General features: G+C 64.7%; 10 protein-coding genes. 5 read left to right on the top strand and 5 right to left on the bottom strand.

What is annotated here, in order from left to right:
* Positions 1–8 precede the first annotated feature (8 nt).
* A complete protein-coding gene (gene cyoA, locus HV765_RS14685) occupies positions 9–1,052 on the bottom strand; it encodes a ubiquinol oxidase subunit II (protein ID WP_175170138.1) in 1,044 nt (347 codons plus the stop codon).
* Positions 1,053–1,184: 132 nt separating this feature from the next.
* Between cyoA and HV765_RS14680 the strand changes: the two genes are divergently transcribed.
* Positions 1,185–2,519, top strand: a complete 1,335-nt coding sequence (locus tag HV765_RS14680) for an MFS transporter (protein WP_054422757.1) — start codon at positions 1,185–1,187, stop codon at positions 2,517–2,519.
* 68 nt (positions 2,520–2,587) lie between these two features.
* Here HV765_RS14680 and HV765_RS14675 read toward each other — a convergent pair whose 3' ends face one another.
* Entirely contained in the window at positions 2,588–3,631 is a 1,044-nt protein-coding gene (locus HV765_RS14675; protein ID WP_175170137.1) for a histone deacetylase family protein, read from the bottom strand.
* Positions 3,632–3,796: 165 nt separating this feature from the next.
* Positions 3,797–4,384, bottom strand: coding sequence for a YdcF family protein (locus HV765_RS14670; RefSeq protein ID WP_254600578.1), 588 nt, complete (start codon positions 4,382–4,384; stop codon positions 3,797–3,799).
* Positions 4,385–4,824: 440 nt separating this feature from the next.
* Between HV765_RS14670 and HV765_RS14665 the strand changes: the two genes are divergently transcribed.
* Positions 4,825–5,766, top strand: a complete 942-nt coding sequence (locus tag HV765_RS14665; RefSeq protein ID WP_254600577.1) for a hypothetical protein — start codon at positions 4,825–4,827, stop codon at positions 5,764–5,766.
* Positions 5,767–6,082: 316 nt separating this feature from the next.
* Here the strand turns inward: HV765_RS14665 and HV765_RS14660 are convergent, their stop codons facing one another.
* Positions 6,083–7,000, bottom strand: coding sequence for an MBL fold metallo-hydrolase (locus tag HV765_RS14660; protein WP_175170134.1), 918 nt, complete (start codon positions 6,998–7,000; stop codon positions 6,083–6,085).
* Positions 7,001–7,220: 220 nt separating this feature from the next.
* Between HV765_RS14660 and HV765_RS14655 the strand changes: the two genes are divergently transcribed.
* The 3 genes from HV765_RS14655 (at position 7,221) to HV765_RS14645 (ending at position 10,033) form a co-directional block, all read left to right on the top strand.
* Positions 7,221–8,099 carry an RNA polymerase sigma-70 factor gene (locus tag HV765_RS14655; RefSeq protein WP_054422752.1) on the top strand — a complete coding sequence of 293 codons (879 nt, stop codon included), beginning with the start codon at positions 7,221–7,223 and terminating at the stop codon, positions 8,097–8,099.
* A 152-nt stretch (positions 8,100–8,251) separates the two neighbouring features.
* On the top strand, positions 8,252–8,671 hold the full coding sequence (locus tag HV765_RS14650) for a cupin domain-containing protein (RefSeq protein WP_054422749.1): 420 nt from the start codon (positions 8,252–8,254) through the stop codon (positions 8,669–8,671).
* 306 nt (positions 8,672–8,977) lie between these two features.
* Positions 8,978–10,033, top strand: a complete 1,056-nt coding sequence (locus HV765_RS14645; RefSeq protein ID WP_175170133.1) for a LysR family transcriptional regulator — start codon at positions 8,978–8,980, stop codon at positions 10,031–10,033.
* On the opposite strand, the gene HV765_RS14640 is transcribed toward HV765_RS14645, so the two are convergent.
* Positions 10,008–10,763 carry an SDR family oxidoreductase gene (locus tag HV765_RS14640; RefSeq protein ID WP_175170132.1) on the bottom strand — a complete coding sequence of 252 codons (756 nt, stop codon included), beginning with the start codon at positions 10,761–10,763 and terminating at the stop codon, positions 10,008–10,010. The two genes, HV765_RS14645 and HV765_RS14640, sit on opposite strands and share 26 nt — an antisense overlap.
* Positions 10,764–10,765 lie beyond the last annotated feature (2 nt).

Below are 10,765 nucleotides of genomic sequence, written 5' to 3'. Positions count from 1 at the left end.
GCGCGGCGCTACAACACCAGACCCTCGGTAGAGGTGCACATGGCGCCGACGTACTTGCGCGGCGGCGTACCGGTCAGGCCCAGACGCTCGCGCGTTTCCGGGTCGAGCGTGGTGATGTTGAGTGCGCCCGGGATGCCCATGCCGCCTTGCGAATCGATGGCCATCGCGTCCTTCATGCACATGCGGTTGCGTTCGACGCAGCGGTTCACGATGGCGTCGAACAGGCCGGGCGCAACGGAGGCGTAGCGCTGGACCGGGTTGCGTTCGCTGGGCTGTTCAAGCTTCAGATAGACGTCGCGGCTGAGCGTGGCGCTGGACGCGCGGGCGTCGGCCACCCACTTGTCAAAGCCTTGCTGATCCAGGCCGTGGAACTTGAAGCGCATGCCCGAGAAGCCCGAGCCGCTGTAGTTGGCGGACAGGCCTTCGTATTCACCGGGGTGGTTGATCACCGCGTGCAGTGTGGTCTGCATGCCGGGCATGGCATAGATCTGGCCAGCCAACGCGGGAACGAAGAAAGAATTCATCACGGTCGAAGACGTGATCTTGAACTGGATGGGGCGGTCGACAGGCGCGGCCAATTCGTTCACGGTGGCCACCCCTTGCTCGGGGTACAGGAACAGCCATTTCCAATCCAGCGCCACCACTTCCACCACCAGCGGCTTGGTGCCGGGAGGCACCTCGCGGCCTTCAGACAAGCGGGCAAGCGGGCGGTAGGGATCAAGCTGATGGGTGCTGACCCAGGTCAGTGCGCCCAAGGCGATGATGATCAGCAGCGGGGCGGCCCAGATCAGAAGCTCCAGCATCGTGGAGTGGTTCCATTCCGGATCGTAGTGAGCCTCTTTGTTGCTGGCCCGATAGCGCCACGCAAACAGAAAGGTCAGGAAGATCACCGGCACGATGATCAACAACATCAAGCCGGTTGAAATGATGATCAGATTCCGCTGCTGAAGCGCCACATCGCCCGATGGCGACAGCAGCACCGCATTGCATCCTGCCAGCAATGGCAGAGCGGCAATCAGGATCAATCCGCGGAACCTGGTGATGGACAACATGGCCATACCTCGAAACGTAACCGTGGGAGGTAAACGCAACACTACGCTGGAAGCCGCGAAAAATCTAGGGTAAAAAGAACAAAAGTCTGCAAGGCAGTGGCGTATTTCGGACCTCCTACAGTGAGCAAACCCATGTCGACCACCACGCGGTACCCCGGTCATACCCCCTCCGTTCCCGGCCCGGGGGCGACGGCCGGAGGCGCGAGTCATGCCAAGGTGGCCCCCGGTGAAATCGCCGTCGGTGTGGTCGTCGGACGAGCCTCCGAATACTTCGACTTTTTCGTATTCGGCATCGCTTGCGTGCTGGTTTTTCCGAAGGTGTTCTTCCCCTTCGAAGCCCCGCTGGAAGGCACGCTCTGGGCCTTCGTCATCTTCTCCTTTGCGTTCATCATGCGGCCCATCGGCACGGCGTTGTCGATGGCGATTCAGCGGCGTTGGGGCCGCGCCACAAAGCTGACGGTTGCGTTGTTCGTGCTTGGCACGGCGACGGTGGGCATGGCGTTTCTTCCCAGCTACGAATCCATCGGCGCGCACGCCATTACATTGTTGGCAGTTTTCCGTTGTTTGCAGGGCCTGGCGTTTGGCGGGTCGTGGGACGGCCTGCCGTCGTTGCTGGCGTTGAACGCGCCGCCCAACCGGCGCGGCTGGTATTCGATGATGGGGCAGTTGGGCGCGCCGGTCGGTTTCCTGGTGGCCAGCGCCTTGTTCCTGTACTTGCACGTCACGCTGACGCAGGCCGACTTCCTGGAATGGGGCTGGCGCTATCCGTTCTTCGTCGCCTTCGCCATCAACGTGGTGGCGCTGTTCGCGCGGCTGCGCCTGGTCGTCACCGAGGAATACACGCAGCTGCTCGAAGAGGGCGAACTCGAACCCATCAGCATTGCCGAGATGGTGCGCTCACAAGGCTACAACCTGTTCATCGGCGCGTTCGCCGCGTTGGCGAGCTATGCGCTGTTCCACCTGGTCACGGTGTTTCCGTTGTCGTGGATTGCCATCAGCGCCACGCAGCAAATCACCGATGTGCTCATCGTGCAGATCTTCGGCGCAATACTGGGCATCTTGGGCACGGTTGCCTCGGGCTGGCTGGCTGACCGCATTGGCCGGCGCACCACGCTGGGCTTGCTGGCCGTGCTGATCGGCATCTTCGCGCTGTTCACGCCGTGGCTGTTGGGCGGCGGGCCGGTGGGGCAAGACGCCTTCATCCTGGTGGGCTTCACGCTGCTGGGCTTGTCGTACGGACAAGCCTCCGGCACCGTCACCGCCAACTTCACGCGGCGCTTCCGTTACACGGGCGCGGCGTTGACGTCTGACATGGCCTGGCTCGTCGGCGCGGCCTTCGCGCCGGTGGTGGCGCTGGGCTTGTCGGCACGATTCGGGCTGGTGGCCGTCAGCATCTACCTGCTGTCCGGCACCGCCTGCACATTGATCGCGCTGCGCATCAACAAGGTGCTGGAAACGCGGGATTAAGCGTTACCCGCCGTGGGTCGACGGCCGTTGGCGGATGCCTGTGACGCGTAGCCGTAGCGCTGGCCGCGTCAGCCGCCGTAGCCTTCCAGCACGTTCGCCACATTGATGCCCACGTCAGCCACGGCATAGCCGCCTTCCATCGTGAACACCGTGGGCAAGCCCAGGCTGGCCAGCGCGCGGCCCACTTCAAGATAGTCCACGCTTTTCAGCTTGAACTTCGAGATCGGGTCGCCTTCATAGGTGTCCACGCCCAGCGCGATGACGACGGCCTCGGCCTTGAAGGCCTGGATGGCGGCCAAGCCTTGTTGCAGCGCTTGCGTCCACGTTGCGAAATCGGTGCCGGCGGGCAGCGGCAGGTTCAGGTTCGCGCCCAGGCCCGCGCCTTCGCCGTGCTCGTCGGCGTAGCCCAGGAAGAAGGGATATTCGGTGGTGGGGTCGCCATGGATCGACACCGTCAACACGTCGCCGCGTTCGTAGAAGATGCTTTGCGTGCCGTTGCCGTGGTGATAGTCGACATCAAGAATCGCCACGCGCGCAGCGCCCGCATCGCGCAACGCTTGCGCGGCCAGCGCGGCGTTGTTCAGGAAGCAGTAGCCGCCGAAGAAATCGGCGCCAGCATGGTGACCGGGCGGTCGCGTCAACGCCATGGCTGCGCGCGGGCCGCCTGCGGTGGTGACGGCGCGCGCCGCATCAATCGCGCAGGCTGCGCCGGCGGTTGCGGCTTCCCACGTGCCGGCCGTCAACGGACAGCCGCTATCAAACGAAAACAGGCCAACGCGGGCGGCGAAGTTGGTGGGTTCGATATCGTGGCGGAAGCCGCGCACGGGCCAGACGGACGGCAGGATGTCGATGTCTGCGTTCGCCGGGTCCAGCGCCACCCAGTCTTGCCAGGCGCTGGCCAGAAAATCTACATAGCGCGGGGTGTGCACGCGCTTGATCACATCCATGTCCGGGGCCGACGGCGCGCGCAGCTCGCCGATGCCGCGCTGACGCAATGCGTCCAGCACGTACTCCAGACGCGCCGGCGTTTCGTGGCAAGGCACGAGTTTGCCGCGGAACATTTCCTGGCGGCCTGCATGTTTGTCGTGGACGGGGTTATGGAAGATCTGCACGGCGTCGGGTCCTTGAGGGGGCGGGCAATAGGGGCAGGCAATAAGAGGGCGGGCAATAAGAGGGCGGGCAATAAGAGGGCGGGCAATAAGAGGGCGGGCAATAAGAGGGCGGGCAATGAAGGGGGCGGGCAATAAGGCGCAGGCAATGACGGGTGACGGGCGTCACTATAGCGGCCGCAAGCCGTACCACGCTACGGCGGGCAGCTCGCGAAACGTGGAATACAGGTCGCGCCATTCAAAAAATCTGGGATAGCCGCCGCTGACATCCGCAACGCCGTGCCGGCGCAACGCCAGCAGCGTGCGCGGCACATGGAAGTACTGTGTGACGGCCAGCGCGCTGACATAGCCATGTTCCCGCATGTAGGCGCTGGCATGGCGGGCGGTAGACCAGGAGTCCACACCCGCGCTGTCGGTCACGATGCGGTCGGCCGGCACGCCGCGCGCCAGCAGATAGTCGCGCATCACAGCGGCTTCGTCGGCGCCGGCCGGGTCCACGCCGCCGCTGACAAACAGGATGCGGCATTGCTTGGCGGCAAAGCAGTCATACGCCCGGTCAAGGCGCGCGGCCAAGCGCGGCGAGGGCTTGCCGCTGGGCAGCACGGTGTTGCCCAGCACGATGGCCACGTCGGCGGGCCTGGCGCGGGTAAGCAGGCCGGTTGCGGCCAAGGCGATGGCGGCCAGCAAGATCAGCACGATCGCGGCGGCCAGGGCACGCAGCAGGCGGGTTCGAAGGGAGCGCGAAGCGGAAGTCACAAGCGGGGCTCGGAGCAGGGGTTGGCCGGCATTCTGCACGAACTTGGCCATGACGTTGCTGAAAGTGTGTTTGTAGTAATGAGATTCATGATTGAAAATGCCGGCCTTCTTCCGTGTTGCCTTGTGCGCCTGCCCCTGTCCCGCCGCCCGCCCTCCGGAAAAGGTTGGCCCGCCCATTGTCGCGAGCTGATCGGGGCGTGCGGTATCCGGCGAATGGGAGCAGGGTGCGGGCGCCGCGTTAAGGGTGGAATTTGCAACGAAAGCGTATAGTTCGCTGGCTCTTCAACGATGGTCCAGTCATCCTGAATACTCGTCGCCGCAGTGGCTTGGCATGAAGGGCTTGCAACGCCTCTGCCACCGGCTTGTATTCGATATCCGATACGCTTCGCTCTACGCTGATGATCAACCACGCTCGCTCCTCCCCCTCGCTTGCCTGGCGCATGGCATTGACCGCCGTGATCCTGTGCGTGATCTACGCGGCGCTGGCGCAAAGCTACCAGCTGATCGCGTTACCCCAGTCCGCACAATTACGCGAGGTCTACAGCCAGCCGAAATACCTGATGCCGCTGCTGGCCACCATTGCAACGTGGACCGTCTTCGTCGGCTTGACGGTGTGGGGCGCCATGCATCGCTGGCTGCGTCAACACAACACGCAGGCCGTGGACCAACCCCGCAAGCTCTTCGGCACGTTCATCGCCTTGCTGTTGATCTTCTCGTTAACTGTGTCGGTCGCCACGATTTACTTGCACAAAGCGCTGATACGGTACGTCCTGGAGCACGCCGGCGCGGCGATCCAGGCGGGCCAGACGGGCCATTTCATTGCCGTGGCGCTGATCATCAGCGCCCTGACCATTACGCTGGAAATTCTTGGCGCGTATCTCGCCTTGCGCATTGCTACGGGGACAGTGCAGCCTGCGGGTCCTGCCGGTGGTCCGGTCTATGAACAGCGCCATGCCGCCTGGAACGCGGGACTCATGATGCTGGGCTGGCAATTGAGCGTAGTCGTCGGCGTGGGCTGTTACCTGCAAATGCAGTCACCCAAGATGGGCTGGCTAGCGCACGTGCTGGGCTACCTGGTTCTGCCCGCCCTCATCCTGGTGCTGTGCACGCGCGTCTGCCTGAAAATCCTGCCGCGCCCGATAGGCGACGCGCGCCAAGGGCGAGCGCTGGCCCACGGCACGCTGGCCTTCTGGCTGGCGCAGGTGGTGGGAATCGGCGTGGGCATTTTGGCCGATCTAGCGATGCGCTGGGGCCCCCCGACGCGCATTGCGGAATCCAACGTGGCGGTCGGTGTGACGCTGCTGGTGTATGCCGCGCTTCTGGTGTTGGGCTGCATGGTGGGAAAGCGGGCGCTTTACCCCCATCGGGAAAGCTCGCATTGAATCACTGAGCGATCAGGGGATCTTCCGAAAAAACCGGCAGTAAAGACGATCAACTCCTAGGAAATCGTCGCCACCACGTAACCGCGCTCGGCTCAAATTCGACCATTCCTTACCAAACGGAGACCGTGCCTGCGGCGTGGGCAGATCACAGCGTGCCGCAGTCGGCGCTGCAGGATGCGCCCTTGTTGCAGCGGGAGGCGGCTTCAACCACGCGCGCGGCGCTGGAGGCTGTTCTGGAGCCAGCCGGTGAGCTGCCGCGTCCCGTCATGGAAATCGGCAGCCGTGAAGCCCCGCGCCCGGTGTCAGGTGGCTCGGGTCAGTAATCCCAAATGACCGGAACCCAGCGGAAGGCGTCGCCATTGACGGCGACCCGGCCGACGGACGGGAACGGCAAATGGGCAGCGACCAGCAGCCCGCCGTTTTCGGCCAACTCTTGAAAGAGGCCGATGCGGACGCGCGCTGCCTCTTCGGGGTCATGCTCGAAGCCGTTGTGCCAGTCGGGGTGGTCAAACCCCACCGGGAACATGGCGTCGCCTGCAAAGGTCAGGCGCTCGCCGCCTGACACCAGGTCGACCACGCTGTGCCCCGGGGTATGGCCGCCTGTCAGGCGCACGATCACACCGGGCGCGACTTCATGCGTGTCTTCGAAGATGCACAGCCGGTCGCGGTATTCGTTGTAGAAGGCCGTGGCGGTGGATCGGAGCACGTCGGGCACCGGCTTGGGCATGACGGTGTGCGTGAAATCGGGCGACGTCCAGAACGCGACTTCGGTTGCCGACACGTGGATGCGCACGTCCGGACGCAAGCGTTCTTTCACGCCGGCGACCAGCAACCCGCCCACGTGGTCCATGTGCATGTGGGTGATGATCACGTCCGTCACGGACTCCAGGGCGATGCCGGCGGACGCCAGGCGCTGGGGGAATTGGCCGGCGCGCGGAAAGCCCGGGAACTGCCCGCCGAGCCCTGCGTCGATAAGGATCGTCTGACCCGCGCTACGGGCCACCATCACGTTCAGGGGCCAGTCGAACGCGTTGGGCGGCATGAACATGTGGCTCAGCCAATCGGCCAAGTCGGCCGGGTCGGCATTGGTGGCCATCGTGGCGGTGGGCAACGGCAGCACGCCATCGCTGACCACCAGCGCGTCGATATCACCCACCTGCACCGCGTAGCGGGAGGGGACCATGTCGATGGGCTTGAGGGGGCTGGGATGCAACGTGTGGTCTGTGGAAAGCATAGCGAGTTCTCCTGATTGAGGGCCGTACTGGAGTGGGCATCCTAGGTCTGCCCCCCGCCACGCGGTAGATCCTCAGCGGGAAGCACGCTGTTGTGCAGCGCGCACCAATACGCAGGGATACGCAGCGGCGCGGCGCCGGCGCATCGTCCTTGTCGCCGCCACACTGCTACGGCAAAATACTTTTCTTCCTGTGCCGCCTTGCGTGGCGTTGCCCCCCTCCATGACCGACTCCGTGCTCCTCTTCGAGCGTCACCGTCCTCGCCTGTACGCGATCGCCTACCGCATGCTTGGTGCTGTTGCCGAGGCGGAAGACGTTGTGCAGGAAGCCTGGTTGCGCTGGGATGGCACAGACCGTTCGGCGGTTCGGAACGCCGAAGCGTGGCTGGTCACCGTCACCACTCGCTTGTCCGTCGACCGCCTGCGTGCGGCCAAGGCCGAGCGGGAGAATTACGTGGGGGTCTGGCTGCCCGAGCCGATGCTGATGGCCGCGCCAGCCACGCCCGAACAGATCCATGAGCAAGCCGACGACGTGTCGGTGGCTTTTCTGTACATGCTGGAGCGCTTGTCGCCGGACGCCCGCGCGGCTTTCCTGATGCGGGAAGTCTTTGACGCCGACTATGAAGACATCGCGCAGACGCTGGACAAGACGCAGCCTGCCGTGCGTCAACTCGTGCGGCGGGCCAAGCAGCAGTTGAGCCAGGGCGCTCCTCGTCAGGCCGTGCCGCGCGCGACATTGCAACGCCTGCTGCACGCATTTGCCGACGCGATGCAGCGCAGCGATTTCCATGGCCTGCATGCGCTATTGAGCGACGACGCCGAACTGATTGGCGACGGCGGCGGCAAGGTATCCAGCTTTGCCAGTCTGGTGGGCGGAAAACGCCTGGCGCAGCTGTTCTACGCTGGCAAGCGCCGCTTCCGCGACGGCCTGCGCGCCGAAGTCGTTCAGGTAAATGGCCAATGGACCCTGTTGCGTTTCATTGAAGGTCACCTTGAATCGGTGATGGCCTTCGAAACCGATGGTGAGCGTCTGACGCGAGTCTTGGTGCAGCGCAATCCGGACAAGCTCGCGCGCATGTCGGCGGCGCTTTCGCAAGGCTGATACCGGCATTCTGGGCTTTCGCAAGGCTGATACCGGCATTGTGCGCGGGCGTTGGTGCCTGCGCGGCAACATGGTGATCCCCTGCGCGGACCTACCGCCGCGTGGCCGGTATTCCTACGATGGGGGGCCCTACTCGTTGCCAAGGACTGGCCATGTCAAAGATCACGAAGTTCGCGTCGCCCTTTCTCGCCGCAGGCGTGCTGTTAAGCCCGTTTGCCCACGCCGCGTCCGGTGCCGCACCGGCCGACGCCATCGTCACTGAGTTGATGAGCAAGGACTTGCCGGACATTCCGGGCAAGGATGCGCTGATGATCGTCGTCGACTACCCGCCCGGCGCGGCCGACCCGATCCACCGCCACGACGCCTACAGCTTCGTCTATGTGCTTGAGGGCAGCATCGTGATGCAGGTCAAGGGCGGCAAGGAAGTGACGCTGACCCCTGGCCAGACATTCTACGAAGGCCCGCACGACGTTCACACCGTGGGCCGCAACGCCAGTCAGACGCAGCCCGCCAAGTTTCTGGTTGTCCTGATCAAGAAGCAGGGGGCGCCTGTCCTGACGTTGGTGAAATAGGGGACGAACGACGACGATTTTCGGCCCCCCCGGCCCCCGGCCCTGGGCCCCGGCCCCGGCTCGCGGCCCCGGCCTCAGCCCCCGGCCCCCGGCCCCCGGCCCCCGGCCCCCAGTCCCCGGCCCCCAGTCCCCAGTCCCCAGCCCCCAGCCCCCAGCCCCCAGCCCCCGGCTCGCGACGCCTGGCCGCGCTTGCGCGGCAAGCGCGGCTTTTCTCCAGGGGGCGCCACTTTTTTTGCGTTCAATGTCACAGAATGGTCCGGTGCGCCGTCTTAACAGTAGGATCAACCTACTTGCGACGCCGCCCAAATGCCGCCACCCCTCTCCGACTCCCCCGCCATCCGCCCGGCCATTCCGGCCAATGGCCCGGATTCCCTGGCCGACAGCTTCGCCACCAGCTATGCCGGCGTCATGGCGTTCATCGCCGTCGCCGTGGAAGGCAACTTCGCCAAGGCCGGCGACCGGCTGGGCATCGGCCGGTCGGCCGTCAGCCGCAGTGTGCAAAAGCTGGAAGATCAACTGGGCATCCGGCTCTTCGTGCGCACGACGCGCAGCACGTCGTTGACTGCCGAGGGCCAACGTTTCTATGACGAGTGCCATCCGGGCGTGGGCCGGATCATCCGGGCGCTGGACGACATGCGCGACCTGCGTGAGGGGCCGCCCTCGGGGCAATTGCGCGTGTGCGCCACGGTGGGCTTCGGCCGCAAAGTTGTTGCGCCGCTGCTTCACGGATTCCGGCAGGCCTACCCGAACATCTCGGTCGAGCTGTTGCTTGACGATGGGCCAACCGACTTCACCACCGACCGCGTCGACGTGTCGTTCCGCAACGGCCGGATGGAAGACAGTCGCGTGATCGCCAAGAAGGTGATTCCGATGCCAATGATGTTGTGCGCGTCGCCCGCCTATGTGGCCAGGCACGGTCTGCCAGACAGCGTCGAAGCCATCGCCGGCCATCATGGCGTGAACTTTCTGTTCGCGTCGGGGCGAGTCTACGAATGGGAATTCAAGGTGGGCGGCCAGTTGCGCAAGGTGACGCCGCCCGCCATGCTGACGTTCAACGATGCCGATCTGGTGCTGCAATCGGTGCTGGACGGCCACGGCATTGCGCAAATGGCGGGCTACCAGGTCTGCGATCACTTGCGCGCGGGCAGCCTGGTCGCCTGCCTGCCGCAATACGCGCCGGATGACCGCGGACATTACCTGTGCTTCCTCAGCCGCGAGCACTTGCCGGCGCGCATGCGCGTCTTCATTGACTACATGACTGACGGTATCCGTGCGCAGGATATGCAGATCAGTTCCTCGGCCACTGCTTTGGGCATGACGGGGCGCGTGCCTGACACTACTTTTTTGCGCCCGACCGGCTGAACCAGGTTTCGACGTTGATCTTGCCCAGCCACGGACCGGGGCCTGGCACAAGCGTGTCGTCGTCGAGCAAGGCGCCGAAATAACGGGCGCCGGGGTCTGCCCGCACGTTGCGCGCGTCGCCGGTTTTGCGCAGGTAGCGTTGCGCCAGCTCGGCCAGGCGCACCCGCTCGGGCCCGGCGATTTCCACCGTGCCGTTCACCGGCGCTGCCAGCGTGGCGTCAGCCATGGCCAGGGCCACGTCGTCGGACGCGATCGGCTGCACGAAGGCGGGTGACAGCAGCACGTCGTCGCCCTGCGTGCCCGATTGCACGATGCCGCCCAGGAATTCAAAGAACTGCGTGCTGTGGACGATGGTGTACGGAATGCCGGCCGCGACGATCAGCGCTTCCTGTGCAATCTTGCCGCGGAAGTATCCGCTTTCAGCCAGGCGGTGCGTGCCAACCACCGATAGCGCGACGTGGTGCCGCACGCCGGCCCGGGCTTCTGCCGCCAACAGATTGCGCCCCGAGACCTGAAAGAACTCCAGCACGGCCTTGTCTTCGAACGAGGGCGAGTTGGCCACGTCGACCACCGTGTCCACGCCCGCGAGCGCTTCATCCAGGCCTTCGCCGGTGATCGTATTGACGCCAGTGGCCGGCGACGCAGCCGTGGCGTCGTGGCCGCGCGCCGTGAGCAGCTTGACGAGTTTGGAGCCGATCAGGCCCGTCCCGCCGATAACCAGGATTTTCATGA

Source organism: Achromobacter kerstersii (assembly GCF_902859595.1).
GTDB lineage: Bacteria > Pseudomonadota > Gammaproteobacteria > Burkholderiales > Burkholderiaceae_B > Achromobacter > Achromobacter kerstersii.
Note: the sequence above shows the minus strand (reverse complement) of the source record. Positions and strands in the feature narration are given on the sequence as shown.

Excerpts from the sequence above, each read along its gene's own strand:
- HV765_RS14650 (WP_054422749.1), top strand. The coding sequence starts at position 8,252 with ATGTCAAAGATCACGAAGTTCGCGTCGCCCTTTCTCGCCGCAGGCGTG.
- HV765_RS14645 (WP_175170133.1), top strand. The coding sequence starts at position 8,978 with ATGCCGCCACCCCTCTCCGACTCCCCCGCCATCCGCCCGGCCATTCCG.
- HV765_RS14655 (WP_054422752.1), top strand. The coding sequence starts at position 7,221 with ATGACCGACTCCGTGCTCCTCTTCGAGCGTCACCGTCCTCGCCTGTAC.
- HV765_RS14640 (WP_175170132.1), bottom strand. The coding sequence starts at position 10,763 with ATGAAAATCCTGGTTATCGGCGGGACGGGCCTGATCGGCTCCAAACTC.
- HV765_RS14665 (WP_254600577.1), top strand. The coding sequence starts at position 4,825 with ATGGCATTGACCGCCGTGATCCTGTGCGTGATCTACGCGGCGCTGGCG.
- HV765_RS14680 (WP_054422757.1), top strand. The coding sequence starts at position 1,185 with ATGTCGACCACCACGCGGTACCCCGGTCATACCCCCTCCGTTCCCGGC.
- HV765_RS14660 (WP_175170134.1), bottom strand. The coding sequence starts at position 7,000 with ATGCTTTCCACAGACCACACGTTGCATCCCAGCCCCCTCAAGCCCATC.
- cyoA (WP_175170138.1), bottom strand. The coding sequence starts at position 1,052 with ATGTTGTCCATCACCAGGTTCCGCGGATTGATCCTGATTGCCGCTCTG.